Raw genomic sequence first — 15,550 nt, 5'->3', positions numbered from 1 at the left:
CAAAGATCACACCCAACAACAATACATGAGTTTGCTCAGGATTGCTGCGCATTGCTCGAAAAAAGGGGCCATAAAGGCCCCCTTTTCATGAAACTCGCACAAATCTGATCGCCAAAGGGGTTTTAGCACACATTTGTGGCATCCCAGACGATCCGATTTTAAGACTTAGCGACGCAGACCGAGGCTTTCGATCAGGCTGCTGTAGCGTGCAACGTCTTTACGCTTCAGGTAGTCCAGCAGCTTACGACGCTGAGATACCATGCGCAGCAGACCGCGGCGGCTGTGGTGGTCTTTTTTGTGCTCAGAGAAGTGGCCCTGCAGATGGCTGATCTGCGCGGTCAACAGTGCAACCTGAACTTCAGTTGAACCGCTGTCGTTAGCACCACGACCATATTTAGCAACGATCTCTGCTTTAGCTTCTACGCTTAGAGACATAATAAACTCCAGTTAAATGAATGTATGGGCGCCGATCTCTAATTCAGCATCCCGCTTTAAAGCCGCGCTATTCTACTCTTCGCCAGAAGGCAACGCAAATGCCCTTAATGAAAAGCGCACAACTTAATTCTGATACTCAACCACTAAACGGCGTGGAGCAATCCGGCCATCGTCGGCCACTTCTGCCATACCGATAAACTTGCGTGTTTCACCTTCGGTGACCCGAACCAGCCCCTGGTCAGGTGCCTGACTTGCATGCACCGGCTGGCCCTGTTTAAAGTAGGCCGCCACATCCGCTGAGAGGTTGACCGCAGGAAAATCCGCAGCCGGACTGTCCATGGGCAGCAGCAGAGGATCGAGCTGTAACGCCAGATCGTCGCCTGAGGCGTTCGCCTCTGCCTGCAACGCCTGAAGCTGCTCCAGCGTGACCATTCTTTCGAAGGGATAACGTGCTACCTGCAAACGACGCAGCATGATGACATGCGCACCGCAGCCCAGCTTTTCACCCAAATCGTCAATAATGGTACGGATGTAGGTACCTTTAGAGCAGTGAATTTCCAGCTCAAGCTCACTGCCCTGCCAGCGAATAAACTGCAAGTCATACACGGTGATCGGCCGGGGCTCACGTTCGATAGTGATGCCTTCGCGGGCATATTCATACAGTTTCCGGCCCTGATGTTTCAATGCTGAAAACATCGACGGCACCTGCATAATGTCACCACGAAAACTGTCCAGTGCGGTATCCAGATCGGCCTGGGTAAAGGTCACGGGACGGGTTTGTACCCGGTTCCCGTCCGCATCGGAGGTATCGGTACGTTCACCTAACCGGGCAATCACGCGATAACGCTTATCGGAATCCAGCAGATACTGCGAGAACTTGGTGGCTTCACCCAGACAGATCGGCAACATGCCGGTTGCCAGCGGATCAAGTGCACCGGTGTGTCCTGCACGGTTAGCGTTAAAAATGCGCTTCACCTTCTGCAGAACATCGTTAGACGACATGCCTTGTGGCTTATCCAGCAACAAAACGCCATGGACGTCGCGACCGCGACGACGAGGACGACTCATTACGCCTCCTCGTCATCATCCGTGGTTTCTGGACCACGACGCTCAACGTCTTTTTTCACCACGTTAGTCACGAGGTTGGACATGCGCATCCCTTCAATCAACGAGTTATCGTAGAAGAAGGTCAGTTCAGGCACGATACGCAGGCGCATGGCTTTACCCAGCAGCGTACGGATATAACCCGAGGCTTCTTTCAACGCTTTCAGGCCATTTTTTACGGCTTCTTCATCTTGATCGTTGAGGAATGTCACAAACACTTTGGCGTAAGCGAGGTCACGTGATACCTCAACACCCGAAACGGTCACCATCATGCCAAGGCGTGGATCTTTAATCTCACGCTGCAGAATCATCGCAATCTCTTTTTGCAGCTCCTGTGATACACGCTGCGGACGGCCAAATTCTTTCGCCATTTTTATTTCTCCCAAATAATTCGGGAGGCCAGCGGCCTCCCAAATTGCATCATCAACGCCAGGACTTAAGCGATGGTGCGTTTAACTTCAATCACTTCGAAGACTTCGATCATATCGCCGACACGAACGTCATTATAGTTCTTCACGCCGATACCGCACTCCATGCCGTTACGCACTTCGTTAACGTCATCTTTAAAGCGACGCAGTGATTCAAGCTCACCTTCGTAGATCACCACGTTATCGCGCAGGACGCGGATTGGGTTGTGACGCTTGATGTTACCTTCCGTCACCATACAACCTGCGATAGCACCAAATTTCGGTGATTTGAACACGTCACGCACTTCAGCCAGACCGATGATCTGCTGTTTGTACTCTGGTGCCAGCATACCGCTCATTGCGGCTTTCACTTCGTCAATCAGGTTATAGATGACGGAGTAGTAACGCAGATCCAGGCTTTCAGCGTCGATGACGCGACGCGCAGATGCGTCAGCACGGACGTTAAAGCCAAGGATAATCGCGTTAGATGCGGCTGCCAGCGTCGCGTCGGTTTCGGTGATACCACCTACGCCTGAACCCACAATCTTCACCTTCACTTCGTCGGTGGAGAGTTTGAGCAGGGAGTCGGAGATCGCTTCCACAGAGCCCTGAACGTCGGCTTTCAGCACGATGTTCAGTTCAGATACTTCGCCTTCGGTCATGTTAGCAAACATGTTTTCCAGCTTAGATTTCTGCTGACGTGCCAGTTTCACTTCGCGGAATTTGCCCTGACGATACAGTGCCACTTCACGAGCTTTCTTCTCGTCACGCACCACGGTCGCTTCATCACCTGCCGCCGGAACACCGGACAAGCCGAGGATCTCAACCGGGATAGACGGGCCCGCTTCCATGACTTCACGTCCCAGTTCGTCACGCATTGCACGAACACGGCCGTATTCAAAGCCACACAGAACGATATCGCCTTTGTTCAGCGTACCTTCGCGTACCAGAACGGTCGCAACCGGACCACGACCTTTGTCGAGGAACGATTCGATCACAACGCCGCTGGCCATACCGGCACGAATGGCCGTCAGCTCAAGCACTTCTGCCTGCAGCAGAATCGCGTTCAGCAGATCGTCAATACCGGTACCCGCTTTCGCAGAGACGTTGACGAACATGTTTTCGCCGCCCCACTCTTCCGGAATGATGCCGTACTGTGTCAGTTCATTTTTAACACGATCCGGATCGGCTTCTGGCTTATCGCACTTGTTGACAGCTACCACAACCGGCACTTTCGCGGCTTTGGCGTGCTGAATCGCTTCGATGGTTTGTGGCATCACACCATCATCTGCCGCCACCACGAGGATAACGATATCCGTTGCCTGCGCACCACGTGCACGCATCGCGGTAAACGCGGCGTGGCCCGGGGTATCCAGGAAGGTGATCATACCGTTGTCGGTTTCGACGTGGTATGCACCGATGTGCTGTGTAATCCCGCCCGCTTCGCCAGAGGCGATTTTGGTCGAGCGGATGTAATCCAGCAGTGAGGTTTTACCGTGGTCAACGTGGCCCATAATGGTCACAACCGGCGCACGCGCTTCCTGCGCTGCATCGGTATCACGATCGTCCATTACCGCTTCTTCCAGCTCGTTTTCACGACGAAGGGTCACCTTGTGGCCCATTTCTTCGGCAACCAGCTGTGCGGTTTCCTGGTCGATAACCTGGTTGATGGTCGCCATAGCGCCCATTTTCATCATCGCTTTGATGACCAGTGAACCTTTAACGGCCATTTTGTTAGCCAGTTCAGCAACGGTGATGGTTTCGCCAATCACCACATCGCGGTTAACCGCCTGTGCTGGCTTGTTGAAGCCCTGCTGCAGAGCGCTTGGCTTACGATGCTTACCACCTTTACCACCACGAACCTGCGCACGGGCTTCTTCGCGGTCGGTTTTGGCTTCTGAATGCTTGTTGCCTTTTTTCACCGGACGCGCGGCTTTAGCACTGCGCGTGCGGGCACGACCCGCTTCGACCTGACGATCGTTCTCGTCTTCGGCCTGACGGGCATGTGTTGAGGTGGTGACGTGATAGTCGCCCTTATCCTCTTCTTCAGGCTTTTCCCATTCAGCCGCTTTTTCTTCGGCTAAACGGCGGGCTTCTTCCGCGGCGAGGCGGGCAGCCTCTTCCAGCTTACGACGCGCTTCTTCTTCCGCTTTACGCTTCAGTTCAGCGGCTTCAGCTTCACGACGTGCTTTATCGGACTGGGCGGCCTTGGTCACTTCGTCGGTAGGTTGATTAGTCACTTTCTCATTTTCCGCTGCTGCACGCTTAGCCTTTTCAGCGGCTTCGCGCCTGGCTTTCTCTTCGGCTTCACGTTGCGCTTTTTGTTCCGCTTCACGACGCGCCTGTTCAGCGGCCTCGCGTTGCGCCTGCTCTTCCGCTTCACGCTGCGCCTCGGCTTCTGCTTCTGCCTGAGCTTGCTCAGACTCTGCATCACCTTTTACATACGTGCGCTTTTTGCGGACTTCGATTTGCACCGATTTACTTTTACCCCCGGTGCCAGGAATATTCAAGGTACTACGCGTTTTGCGCTGCAGGGTCAGTTTGCCTGAACCGGCCTGACCATGCTTCAGGTGAGACAGTAAGGTTTCTTTCTCATGCTGGGTCACCGCATCATTTTCAGACTTTGGGATCCCCGCATCAGCAAACTGCTGTACCAGGCGATCGACCGAAGTCTGAATTTCTGCTGCCAGCGATTTTACGGTTACATCTGTCATGCTGTTCCTTCCTGTTATTACGCGTCATCGCCGAACCAGCAGATATTGCGTGCGGCCATAATCAGCGCGCCAGCTTGCTCATCAGTCAGCCCTTCAATATCAGTCAGATCGTCAACACCTTGCTCAGCAAGGTCTTCCAGCGTGCAAACGCCTTTGGATGCCAGGCGGAAAGCCAGTGCACGATCCAGACCCTCAAGATTCAAGAGGTCTTCTGCAGGTTCCTGATTCCCCAGGCTCTCTTCTTTAGCCAGTGCCAGGGTGGTTAACGCATTTTTTGCTCGTTCACGCAGGGCTTCAATGGTCTCTTCGTCGAGGCCGTCGATTTCCAACAGCTCGTTAATTGGCACATAGGCCAGTTCTTCCAACGATGAGAAGCCCTCTTCCACCAGAATGGTGGCGAACTCTTCGTCGATGTCGAGATGTTTAGTGAACATATCGATCGCTGCATGGGCTTCAGCCTGATGCTTCGCCTGCAGATCATCGACGGTCATCACGTTCAGCTCCCAGCCACTCAGCTGTGAAGCCAGACGCACGTTTTGGCCATTACGGCCGATCGCCTGGGCCAGATTGCCAGCCTCAACGGCGATATCCATCGTGTGGTTGTCTTCATCAACCACGATTGACGCCACATCAGCCGGAGCCATGGCGTTAATAACAAACTGTGCCGGGTTGTCGTCCCACAGCACGATATCGATACGCTCGCCGCCCAGTTCACTGGACACGGCCTGAACACGCGCACCGCGCATACCGACGCAGGCACCCACCGGATCAATACGTTTGTCGTTCGTTTTTACTGCAATTTTAGCGCGTGAACCCGGATCGCGGGCTGCGGCTTTAATTTCAAGCACTTCTTCGCCAATTTCTGGTACTTCAATGCGGAACAGTTCGATCAGCATTTCTGGCTTTGAACGGGTCACAAACAGCTGTGCACCACGCGCTTCCGGGCGAACGGCATACAGAACACCACGAATACGGTCACCAGGGCGGAAGTTTTCGCGCGGCAGCATATCCTCACGCAGGATTACCGCTTCAGCATTGTTGCCCAGATCCAGTGAAATATTGTCACGATTAACTTTTTTCACCACGCCGGTGATGATTTCGCCTTCCTGCTCACGGAACTGATCCACGACCATTGCGCGCTCGGCTTCACGTACTTTTTGCACGATAACCTGTTTTGCGGTCTGGGTAGTAATGCGGTCAAAGGTGACAGATTCAATCTGATCTTCAACGTAGTCGCCCAGATTGAGGGACTCATCTTCGTAGCGAGCCGCATCCAGCGTGATCTCACGCGTTGGCTGAGTGACCTGCTCTACGATTTCCCAACGGCGGAACGTATCAAAGTCGCCACTTCTGCGGTCGATGCTGACGCGGACGTCAATTTCCTGCTCGTACTTTTTCTTGGTCGCAGTCGCCAGCGCGCTCTCCAGCGCTTCGAAGATTTTCTCACGCGGCAGGGCTTTTTCGTTAGAAACGGCTTCTACAACAGCTAAGATCTCTTTGTTCATCCTGGTTAGCCTCAATCCGGACTTTTAAAAGTGGGGGACCAGGTTCGCTTTCTGAATATTACTCAGCGCGAACACCTCGTCATTACCCTCAACGTTTACCGTTATCATCTCGCCTTCTACAGACTTGATGATTCCCTGCCATTTACGGCGGTTTTGAACGGCCATACGCAGCACCAGGCTCACCTCATCGCCGGTAAAGCGTGCATAATGTTCTGCAGTGAACAGAGGACGGTCGAGCCCCGGTGAGGACACTTCAAGGTGGTAAGGGACGGTGATGGGATCTTCCACATCCATCACGGCACTCACCTGGTGGCTGACGTCCGCGCAATCGTCAACATTGATGCCATCTTCACTGTCAATATAGATGCGCAGGGTTGATGTGCGACCACGAACGAATTCAATTCCGACCAGTTCGTAGCCGAGCGCTTCTACCGGAGCAGATACCAACTCTGTCAATTTTTGCTCTAATGTGGACAAGCCCACCCCCAAGACATAAAAAAAGGGCCTATAGCCCAGTATTACGATTCGCTAATAACAAAAAACCCCGAATAGTCGGGGCTTTTTATCACTGGACCCTGTATGCCGCATTGCGGCCCGGACGCCCATCCAAAAGAATTTTTTTCAAAATTCGCTGCTAATGCGCCCGTCGATGCATACAGTATATTTGAAAAAGAACTCTAAGGGAAAGTGGTTGCGGGGGCCGGATTTGAACCGACGACCTTCGGGTTATGAGCCCGACGAGCTACCAGGCTGCTCCACCCCGCGTCCGAAAACGTGGCGAATGTTACGCCGATCATGCATAAAATGCAAGTCTAACTAAGATTTGGTACCGAGGACGGGACTTGAACCCGTAAGCCCTTTCGAGCACTACCACCTCAAGGTAGCGTGTCTACCAATTTCACCACCTCGGTACTGCACTGACTGCGACGCTGAACTGCCGCTTATGACGCTTAACGCTATTAATGCGGGATATCGTTGCCCGGCGTAGCCGGTTTAGCTGGCTGAGTCTGCTGTTGAGACTGAGCTGGCGCAGTGAGGTTATCCCACTCACTTCCTTTGGCTGTTTTATTACTGTTCAGGTTACCCAGAATCAAGCTGATGACAAAAAACAGCGTAGCCAGTACGGCGGTCATACGAGTCATGAAATTACCTGACCCTGTTGAACCGAACAGCGTACCTGACGCGCCTGCACCGAATGATGCACCCATATCAGCGCCTTTGCCTTGCTGCAGCATGATAAGACCTACCAGGCCAATTGCTACAATAAGGAAAACAACCAACAGAGCTTCGTACATAATCAACCTGTTTCCTTGCGCGTAATCCGCACAGTTAAAGCTTCAACCAATTTGACGGGGAGTTTCTTCATCACCCATCAGAAGCGGGTGTGAATACTAACCAATGGCGCATACCTCTGCAAGTGCAATTTACATGCGGCACGCTGATTGCAGAAAAAAGCGCCAGTGCGATGATTTTGCAGGCAGGTTCACTGCGATGTCCCCGCCTGCCAGCTGCCTCAGACGGCTTTAACCGCATCGGCAATTCGATTCGCCAGCGCCGTCACCTGGGTTTCATCCTCACCCTCTACCATTACGCGGATTAGCGGTTCCGTGCCCGATTTACGCAGCAGCACGCGTCCTTTTCCGGCCAGGGCTTTTTCCACATCCTCGGCTACCGCTTTAACGGCATCGCTTTCCAGCGGATCGTGCTCGCCGGCGAAGCGGACATTTACCAGCACCTGAGGCAGCATTTTCATGCCGGTGCAGAGATCGTGCAGGCTCATATGGTTACGAACCATAGCTGTAAGTACTTGCAAACTTGCAACGATGCCGTCACCCGTAGCGATCTTATCCAGCAGGATCACATGACCGGAGTTTTCCGCTCCCAGGCGCCAGCCTTTTTCCTGCATTTTTTCCAGTACATAGCGGTCGCCCACTTTTGCACGAACAAACGGAATACCCAGCTGTTTCAGCGCCAGCTCCAGCCCCATGTTGCTCATCAGCGTGCCGACCACACCACCGCGCAACTGTCCCTGACGCAGACCTTCGCGGGCGATGATATACAGAATCTGGTCCCCATCCACTTTCTTGCCAAGGTGGTCGACCATCATGATGCGATCGCCGTCACCGTCATAGGCCAGACCGATGTCCGCTTTTTCAGCCAGTACGCGTTCCTGCAGCATCCTGAGATCGGTCGCACCACATGCTTTATTAATGTTCATGCCATCAGGCTGGACGCCAACTGCAATCACCGTCGCACCGAGTTCACGCAGGACGTTGGGCGCAATGTGATAAGTGGCACCGTTTGCACAGTCGACGACAATTTTCAGCCCACTGAGGCTGAGTTCGCTGGGGAACGTACCTTTACAAAATTCTATGTAGCGCCCGGCCGCGTCAACAATACGGCTGGCACGCCCCAGCTGGGCGGATTCCACGCAGGTAAGCGGTTTTTCCATTTCCAGTTCGATCGCCTCTTCCACGTCATCGGGCAGTTTCGTCCCTTCGGCGGAGAAAAACTTAATGCCGTTATCATCAAACGGATTGTGCGACGCGGAAATCACGATGCCGGCTTCGGCACGGAACGTGCGGGTCAGATAGGCAATAGCGGGCGTGGGCATTGGGCCGGTAAAGGCCGCGGACAACCCTGCGGCTGCGAGACCGGCTTCCAGCGCGGATTCCAGCATATAGCCTGAAATGCGCGTGTCTTTACCAATGATAATTTTTTTGGAGCCGTGACGGGCCAGTACTTTACCCGCCGCCCAGCCGAGCTTTAATACAAAGTCAGGGGTAATCGGTGACTCACCGACTTTGCCGCGAATCCCATCGGTACCGAAATATTTACGTTCGCTCATGCTCTTCATCCTTTCGCTCTTTGTGTCGCTTCAACCACCCGCATCGCTTCGACGGTTTCTTTTACATCGTGGGCGCGAATAATGTGCGCGCCCTGCATGGCGGCAATAACCGCACAGGCCAGGCTGCCCGTCAGGCGCTGGGAAGGCCCCACATTCAGCAGTTGTCCAATCATTGATTTGCGTGACATGCCAACCAACAGCGGCAGCGCAAAACGGTGAAATTTACTGAGGTGGGCCAGCAGTTCATAATTGTGGCTGAGATTCTTACCGAAACCGAAGCCCGGGTCGAGTAACAGATTCTCTTTTTTTATGCCTGCGGCTTCGCAGCGGGCCAGTTGTTCAACGAAGTAAGTGTCCACTTCGCTTACAATATCCTTATAGGCTGGTGCCTGCTGCATCGTACGCGGTTCGCCCTGCATATGCATCAGACAAACCGGTAAGCCCGTTGCCGCTGCCGCTGCCAACGCGCCAGGCTCAGACAGCGAGCGCACATCATTGATAATGTGAGCCCCTGCGCTGGCGGCTTCACGAATCACGTCGGCTTTGGACGTATCGACTGATATCCATACCTCAAAGCGTTGAGCGATAGCTTCGACCACCGGAATCACCCGTTCAAGCTCCTCCTCAACGCTCACTTCATCAGCGCCCGGACGCGTGGACTCGCCCCCCACGTCAATGATTGTTGCGCCAGCGTTCACCATCTCGTTAGTGTGCGTTAACGCATCGACCAGCGCATTGTGTTTACCACCATCGGAAAAAGAGTCCGGCGTGACGTTGAGAATGCCCATCACATGTGGAAATGACAAATCGAGATGGGAATCACGGGCGAACAGTTTCATGGTGAAAAACTCCTTGTGGCTCAATGTATAGATGTAAAAAACCCCGGACCAGCCGGGGTTTTATTAAAAGACCTGACGTCTTATTTGTCGAACTGTTCTGACATGGTATTGCCTGGATTCGGCGTACGCGGTTCATCGACCGGACGCGGGGCCTTTGGCGTACCGTTACTGTCTGAATTGCTGCTGCCCGGATCTTCCCAGCCTGCTGGCGGACGCACTTCACGGCGTGCCATCAGGTCGTCAATCTGCGGTGCATCAATGGTTTCATACTTCATCAGCGCATCTTTCATCGCGTGAAGAATGTCCATGTTTTCGCCCAGGATCTGGCGAGCGCGCTGATAGTTCGTATCGATCAGGTGTTTAACTTCCTGGTCGATAATACGGGCAGTTTCATCTGACATATGCTTGGCTTTTGCCACTGAACGGCCCAGGAACACTTCACCGTCTTCTTCAGCATACAGCAGCGGGCCCAGTTTCTCAGAGAAGCCCCACTGGGTAACCATATTACGGGCCAGGTTTGTTGCCACTTTGATATCGTTAGAGGCACCGGTAGAGACATGTTCTGCACCGTAGATGATCTCTTCCGCCAGACGACCGCCGTACAGGGTCGAAATCTGACTTTCCAGCTTCTGACGGCTTGCGCTAATCGCATCGCCTTCAGGCAGGAAGAAGGTCACACCTAATGCACGACCGCGCGGGATAATGGTCACTTTGTGCACCGGATCGTGTTCCGGCACCAGACGACCAATAATCGCGTGGCCGGCCTCATGGTAAGCCGTAGACTCTTTCTGTGCTTCGGTCATCACCATGGAACGGCGCTCTGCACCCATCATGATTTTGTCTTTGGCTTTTTCGAATTCCACCATCGACACAACGCGTTTATTGCTGCGTGCAGCAAACAGCGCCGCTTCGTTCACCAGGTTCGCCAGATCGGCACCGGAGAAGCCTGGCGTACCGCGCGCAATGATGGCCGCATCAATGTCGGTTGCCAGGGGTACACGACGCATATGCACTTTCAGAATCTGCTCACGACCACGTACGTCTGGCAAGCCCACGACAACCTGACGGTCAAAGCGGCCAGGGCGCAGCAGCGCAGGGTCAAGTACGTCTGGACGGTTGGTCGCGGCAATCACGATGATGCCTTCGTTACCTTCAAAGCCATCCATTTCAACCAGCATCTGGTTCAGAGTTTGTTCACGCTCATCGTGCCCTCCCCCTAAACCGGCACCACGCTGGCGACCAACGGCATCGATCTCATCGATGAAGATAATGCACGGTGCCGCTTTCTTAGCCTGTTCAAACATGTCACGGACGCGAGACGCACCCACACCGACGAACATTTCAACAAAGTCAGAACCTGAAATGGTAAAGAACGGTACTTTCGCCTCACCGGCAATGGCTTTCGCCAGCAGGGTTTTACCGGTACCCGGCGGGCCGACCATCAGAACGCCTTTCGGGATTTTACCCCCCAGCTTCTGGAAACGGCTCGGTTCACGCAGGTATTCGACCAGCTCACCGACTTCCTCTTTCGCTTCGTCACAGCCTGCTACGTCAGCAAAAGTGGTTTTAATCTGATCTTCCGTTAGCATGCGGGCTTTGCTCTTACCAAAGGACATTGCGCCTTTGCCGCCACCGCCCTGCATTTGCCGCATGAAGAAAATCCACACACCAATCAGCAGTAACATTGGGAACCAGGAAATGAAGATCGACGCCAGCAGGCTCGGCTCTTCAGGCGGCTCACCAACCACTTTAACGTTCTTGGTCAACAGGTTATCGAGTAACTTGGGATCATTGACAGGAATGTAGGTGGTGTATTTATTACTGTCTTTTTTGGTTACGTTAATTTCACGCCCGTTAATACGTGCCTCGCGGACCTGATCCTGGTTCACTTCCGACAGGAAGGTTGAATAATCAACCCTACGGCCATTTGACTCGCTGGGCCCAAAGCTCTGGAAGACTGACATCAGTACAACCGCGATGACTAGCCAGAGAATCAGGTTTTTCGCCATGTCACTCAAGGGATTAACCTCATATTACAACGGTGTTAACAGATAGCGTAGGGTACTATAGATCCTTCGTACATGGAATCGCAGCGGGAAGGCTGGATGATCCACCACGTTGGCTACAGCTTGCGCCCAGTCGCCACAATATAAACTTCACGTGAACGTGAACGTGAAGCATCAGGCTTACGTATTTTCACTTTCGTGAACAGGGATCGAATTTCCCGCAGGTATTCATCAAAGCCATCCCCCTGAAACACTTTCACTACAAAACTCCCGCCGGGAGCCAAAATGTCACGACACATCTCTAACGCCAGCTCAACCAAATACATCGACCGGGGAATATCTACGGCAGGTGTACCACTCATATTCGGTGCCATATCAGACATGACGACCTGGACTTTCTGATCGCCCACACGCTCAAGCAACGCGTTAATCACCGATTCTTCACGAAAATCGCCTTGAAGAAAATCGACACCAACAATAGGATCCATAGGCAGGATATCACATGCAATGACACGCCCTTTGGACCCAATTTGCTGTACCACATATTGCGACCAGCCACCGGGTGCAGCACCCAGATCTACCACGGTCATACCGGGTTTGAAAAGCTTGTCACCCTGTTGTATTTCATCAAGTTTAAACCAGGCGCGCGAACGCAACCCTTTTTTCTGTGCCTGGAGCACGTATTTATCGCTAAAGTGTTCCTGTAGCCAGCGGCTGGAGCTGGCTGAACGCTTTTTACCGGTCATAAAATTTCCAACTAAATCGTCATCGTAGCGATAAATCTGCACGCAGTAGGTTGCGTCGATTTGGCGATATACCCGAGATGGCGGTAGAATGAACCGTTTTCAATCCCCGAGTAAGTAAATAATACGATGAATCTAAGTACCAAACAAAAACAGCACCTGAAAAGCCTCGCCCATCCGCTCAAGCCAGTCGTCATGCTCGGAGGCAATGGCCTGACCGAAGGTGTGCTGGCAGAGATCGAACACGCGCTGGGACACCACGAGTTAATCAAGGTGAAAGTCGCCTCTGAAGATCGTGAGACCCGGCAGCTGATCGTCGACGCTATCGTACGTGAAACTGGCGCCGTCAACGTTCAGTTGATAGGTAAAACGCTGGTGCTGTATCGCCCCGCTAAAGAGAGCAAGATTTCTCTGCCACGTTAAGTGGGCAAAGAAAGTGCCATGCTCTTACATGGGATAAAAGGCCGCAGCGCGGCCTTTTTCCTTTCTTTACATTGTACTGCAACCCGTTACAAAAGGTTGCCACCTGTCAGATGTATTCCACCTTCAGGATTTCGTACTCCACATCGCCGCCCGGCGTTTTGATAATCGCCACGTCATCGGCTTCTTTACCCACCAGGCCACGCGCCATTGGCGAGTTAACAGAAATCAGATTTTGCTTAAAGTCTGCTTCATCGTCACCTACGATGCGGTACGTAAACTCTTCATCCGTATCCACATTCAGGACCGTCACCGTCGCGCCAAAAATGACGCGGCCGGTTTTAGGCATTTGGGTGACGTCGATAACCTGCGCATTTGAGAGTTTGGCCTCAATCTCCTGAATGCGTCCCTCACAGAACCCCTGTTCTTCACGCGCAGCGTGGTATTCGGCATTCTCTTTCAAATCGCCGTGCTCGCGGGCCTCCGCGATGGAGGCAATAATGCGCGGGCGTTTCACCGTTTTCAGCTCATGCAGCTCTTCGCGCAGCCTTTCAGCGCCTCTTAACGTCATCGGAATCTGGTTCATTTTAGCTCCTCGTCATCAATCCTGTTTCACGGTGCATCCTGACCGGTGACTGCAGAAAAAAGCGTTCTGCGGCGCCATGCCTCATTTTGCAAATAAAAGAAGACTGACCCGGAAATGTTCCAGGCCAGAAAAGGTTTTGCAATTTGATACGTATTTTACCCCAGAGTTCCCTGCGGGTCATCGTTTACTTTGCACCGTCCAGGGACGTAGTATTGTCGCCTTCACCTGTCAGTTGCCGCGAGATTATGCGATTTTCACGACTTGTTACCGGATTAACCTGTGCGTTTATGCTACAGGCACAAGCAGCACCCGTTGATGAATACATGCAGTATCTGCCAGATGGTGCCAACCTGGCTTTACTGGTGCAAAAAGTGGGCGCAACTACGCCGATCATTGATTACCACGGGAAACAGATGGCGCTTCCCGCCAGTACCATGAAAGTCATCACCGCGCTGGCGGCATTACTGGAACTGGGCGGTGATTATCGTTTTCAAACGACCTTTGAGACCAAAGGTGCGCTGATCGATGGCACACTGAATGGCGATCTTGTTGCCCGTTTCGCTGGCGATCCCACGCTGGGCCGCCAGGATCTGCGTAATATGGTCGCAGCCTTAAAAAAACAAGGCATCACGCATATCAAAGGCAATCTGGTCATTGATACCTCGGTGTTTGCCAGCCATGATGCGGCGCCGGGTTGGCCGTGGAACGATATGACGCAGTGCTTTAGCGCACCGCCCGCTGCGGCTATCGTCGATAAAAACTGTTTCTCCGTGTCGCTCTACAGTGCGGATAAGCCCGGCGAAAACGCCTTCGTGCGCATCGCCTCTTATTATCCGGCGCACATGCTGAGCCAGGTGCGCACCATTGGGCGCAACAGTGGCGAGGGGCAGTATTGCGAACTGGATGTGGTGCCGGGTGAGCTGAACCGCTATACCCTGACCGGCTGTCTGCGTCAGCGTAGCGATCCCCTTCCGCTGGCCTTTGCCGTTCAGGATGGTGCCGCCTGGGCCGGCGAGATTCTGAAATCTGAACTGCGTTCCGCCGGTATTGATTACAGCGGACATCTCCTGCGCCAGACACAGGTCACAGAGCCGGGCACCGTGCTGGCCTCAACCCAGTCTGCGCCGCTGCATACGCTGCTGCATATGATGCTGAAGAAGTCCGACAATATGATCGCCGACACGGTGTTCCGCACCATTGGCCATCATTACTTTAATGTGCCGGGCACCTTCCGCGCCGGGTCAGACGCGGTGCGCCGTATCCTGCGTGAAAAAGCGAATATCGATTTGGGTAACAGTATCCAGGTTGATGGTTCCGGCTTGTCGCGCCACGATCTCATCTCTCCTGCCACCATGATGCAGGTGCTGCAGTACATTGCGCAAAATGACAGCAAGCTGGATTATATTTCCATGCTGCCCCTGGCGGGTCATGACGGCACGCTGCAATATCGAGGCGGCCTGCATGAAGCCGGTCTGGATGGCAAAGTCTCTGCCAAAACGGGTTCGCTGCAGGGCGTTTACAATCTTGCCGGTTTTATCACCACGTCCAGCGGGGCGCGCGTCGCGTTTGTGCAGTTCCTGTCCGGCTATGCGGTACCGCCGGAAGATCAGCGCACGCGCCGTATTCCACTGGTGCGGTTCGAAAGTCGGCTCTATCGCGATATCAACAAGAACTACTAACTGATGTCGATAAAAGCGCAGTGGGATCAACGCCGCTGCGCTTTTTTATTGCCCTGACAGGCGTTCGCCCTTCCCCTTTCCCTCACTGTTTTATTCTTACTGCCATCGCGTTAGTGACGTTCCTCGGGCTGACGCCACGGGCCATTAAACACGCCGTGAGCCGCGATACGTTAGCCACATAAGCGAACCTCAGGCTTTTATGCGAAGGAGGGAAAGCATGGTGAAATGTAGGCTGTATGAAGAAACTGGCAGACATACGCCAGG

The 15,550-nt window shown here is 53.4% G+C and carries 14 protein-coding genes and 2 tRNA genes; 2 read left to right on the top strand and 14 right to left on the bottom strand.

What is annotated here, in order from left to right:
- Positions 1-165 precede the first annotated feature (165 nt).
- The 13 genes from rpsO to rlmE form a co-directional block, all read right to left on the bottom strand.
- Entirely contained in the window at positions 166-435 is a 270-nt protein-coding gene (gene rpsO, locus C7434_RS12245) for a 30S ribosomal protein S15 (protein ID WP_006121766.1), read from the bottom strand.
- Between the two features lie 123 nt (positions 436-558).
- Complete coding sequence (gene truB / locus C7434_RS12240) at positions 559-1,503, bottom strand: tRNA pseudouridine(55) synthase TruB (protein WP_006121765.1); 945 nt, start codon at positions 1,501-1,503, stop codon at positions 559-561.
- A complete protein-coding gene (gene rbfA / locus C7434_RS12235) occupies positions 1,503-1,910 on the bottom strand; it encodes a 30S ribosome-binding factor RbfA (protein ID WP_006121764.1) in 408 nt (135 codons plus the stop codon). Before rbfA ends, truB begins: the two co-directional genes overlap by 1 nt.
- A gap of 65 nt (positions 1,911-1,975) precedes the next feature.
- On the bottom strand, positions 1,976-4,660 hold the full coding sequence (gene infB / locus C7434_RS12230; protein ID WP_028723648.1) for a translation initiation factor IF-2: 2,685 nt from the start codon (positions 4,658-4,660) through the stop codon (positions 1,976-1,978).
- 17 nt (positions 4,661-4,677) lie between these two features.
- Positions 4,678-6,165: a transcription termination factor NusA gene (gene nusA / locus C7434_RS12225; RefSeq protein WP_006121762.1), complete on the bottom strand. Its 1,488-nt coding sequence runs from the start codon at positions 6,163-6,165 to the stop codon at positions 4,678-4,680.
- Positions 6,166-6,189: 24 nt separating this feature from the next.
- On the bottom strand, positions 6,190-6,642 hold the full coding sequence (gene rimP, locus C7434_RS12220) for a ribosome maturation factor RimP (RefSeq protein ID WP_006121761.1): 453 nt from the start codon (positions 6,640-6,642) through the stop codon (positions 6,190-6,192).
- Positions 6,643-6,853: 211 nt separating this feature from the next.
- Positions 6,854-6,930 (bottom strand) — tRNA-Met (locus C7434_RS12215).
- 59 nt (positions 6,931-6,989) lie between these two features.
- Positions 6,990-7,076, bottom strand: a tRNA-Leu gene (locus C7434_RS12210).
- Positions 7,077-7,124: 48 nt separating this feature from the next.
- Complete coding sequence (secG, locus tag C7434_RS12205) at positions 7,125-7,460, bottom strand: preprotein translocase subunit SecG (protein ID WP_006121760.1); 336 nt, start codon at positions 7,458-7,460, stop codon at positions 7,125-7,127.
- 218 nt (positions 7,461-7,678) lie between these two features.
- A complete protein-coding gene (gene glmM / locus C7434_RS12200) occupies positions 7,679-9,013 on the bottom strand; it encodes a phosphoglucosamine mutase (RefSeq protein ID WP_033739188.1) in 1,335 nt (444 codons plus the stop codon).
- Positions 9,014-9,018: 5 nt separating this feature from the next.
- The gene (gene folP / locus C7434_RS12195) at positions 9,019-9,852 is read right to left on the bottom strand and encodes a dihydropteroate synthase (RefSeq protein WP_006121758.1); all 834 of its coding nucleotides are present in this window, start codon (positions 9,850-9,852) and stop codon (positions 9,019-9,021) included.
- An 80-nt stretch (positions 9,853-9,932) separates the two neighbouring features.
- The gene (ftsH, locus tag C7434_RS12190; protein ID WP_033739186.1) at positions 9,933-11,861 is read right to left on the bottom strand and encodes an ATP-dependent zinc metalloprotease FtsH; all 1,929 of its coding nucleotides are present in this window, start codon (positions 11,859-11,861) and stop codon (positions 9,933-9,935) included.
- 113 nt (positions 11,862-11,974) lie between these two features.
- A complete protein-coding gene (gene rlmE, locus C7434_RS12185; protein ID WP_006121756.1) occupies positions 11,975-12,604 on the bottom strand; it encodes a 23S rRNA (uridine(2552)-2'-O)-methyltransferase RlmE in 630 nt (209 codons plus the stop codon).
- Between the two features lie 126 nt (positions 12,605-12,730).
- Here rlmE and yhbY point away from each other — a divergent pair, with 126 nt between their 5' ends.
- Entirely contained in the window at positions 12,731-13,024 is a 294-nt protein-coding gene (gene yhbY / locus C7434_RS12180) for a ribosome assembly RNA-binding protein YhbY (protein WP_006121755.1), read from the top strand.
- Between the two features lie 106 nt (positions 13,025-13,130).
- Here yhbY and greA read toward each other — a convergent pair whose 3' ends face one another.
- Positions 13,131-13,607 (bottom strand): transcription elongation factor GreA, encoded by a 477-nt coding sequence (gene greA / locus C7434_RS12175; protein ID WP_006121754.1) that lies wholly within the window; start codon positions 13,605-13,607, stop codon positions 13,131-13,133.
- A gap of 245 nt (positions 13,608-13,852) precedes the next feature.
- Between greA and dacB the strand changes: the two genes are divergently transcribed.
- On the top strand, positions 13,853-15,286 hold the full coding sequence (gene dacB / locus C7434_RS12165; RefSeq protein WP_033739262.1) for a serine-type D-Ala-D-Ala carboxypeptidase: 1,434 nt from the start codon (positions 13,853-13,855) through the stop codon (positions 15,284-15,286).
- The last annotated feature ends 264 nt before the right edge of the window (positions 15,287-15,550 follow it).

It is taken from the genome of Pantoea sp. PNA 14-12 (assembly GCF_004364735.1).
In the GTDB taxonomy this organism is placed as follows: domain Bacteria; phylum Pseudomonadota; class Gammaproteobacteria; order Enterobacterales; family Enterobacteriaceae; genus Pantoea; species Pantoea stewartii.
This window is presented reverse-complemented; position numbering and strand designations above follow the sequence as displayed.

What these genes read in the sequence shown, in the direction of transcription:
- glmM (WP_033739188.1), bottom strand. Translation starts at nt 9,013, where the DNA reads ATGAGCGAACGTAAATATTTCGGTACCGATGGGATTCGCGGCAAAGTC.
- folP (WP_006121758.1), bottom strand. Translation starts at nt 9,852, where the DNA reads ATGAAACTGTTCGCCCGTGATTCCCATCTCGATTTGTCATTTCCACAT.
- secG (WP_006121760.1), bottom strand. Translation starts at nt 7,460, where the DNA reads ATGTACGAAGCTCTGTTGGTTGTTTTCCTTATTGTAGCAATTGGCCTG.
- rbfA (WP_006121764.1), bottom strand. Translation starts at nt 1,910, where the DNA reads ATGGCGAAAGAATTTGGCCGTCCGCAGCGTGTATCACAGGAGCTGCAA.
- yhbY (WP_006121755.1), top strand. Translation starts at nt 12,731, where the DNA reads ATGAATCTAAGTACCAAACAAAAACAGCACCTGAAAAGCCTCGCCCAT.
- ftsH (WP_033739186.1), bottom strand. Translation starts at nt 11,861, where the DNA reads ATGGCGAAAAACCTGATTCTCTGGCTAGTCATCGCGGTTGTACTGATG.
- truB (WP_006121765.1), bottom strand. Translation starts at nt 1,503, where the DNA reads ATGAGTCGTCCTCGTCGTCGCGGTCGCGACGTCCATGGCGTTTTGTTG.
- nusA (WP_006121762.1), bottom strand. Translation starts at nt 6,165, where the DNA reads ATGAACAAAGAGATCTTAGCTGTTGTAGAAGCCGTTTCTAACGAAAAA.
- rpsO (WP_006121766.1), bottom strand. Translation starts at nt 435, where the DNA reads ATGTCTCTAAGCGTAGAAGCTAAAGCAGAGATCGTTGCTAAATATGGT.
- rlmE (WP_006121756.1), bottom strand. Translation starts at nt 12,604, where the DNA reads ATGACCGGTAAAAAGCGTTCAGCCAGCTCCAGCCGCTGGCTACAGGAA.
- infB (WP_028723648.1), bottom strand. Translation starts at nt 4,660, where the DNA reads ATGACAGATGTAACCGTAAAATCGCTGGCAGCAGAAATTCAGACTTCG.
- greA (WP_006121754.1), bottom strand. Translation starts at nt 13,607, where the DNA reads ATGAACCAGATTCCGATGACGTTAAGAGGCGCTGAAAGGCTGCGCGAA.
- dacB (WP_033739262.1), top strand. Translation starts at nt 13,853, where the DNA reads ATGCGATTTTCACGACTTGTTACCGGATTAACCTGTGCGTTTATGCTA.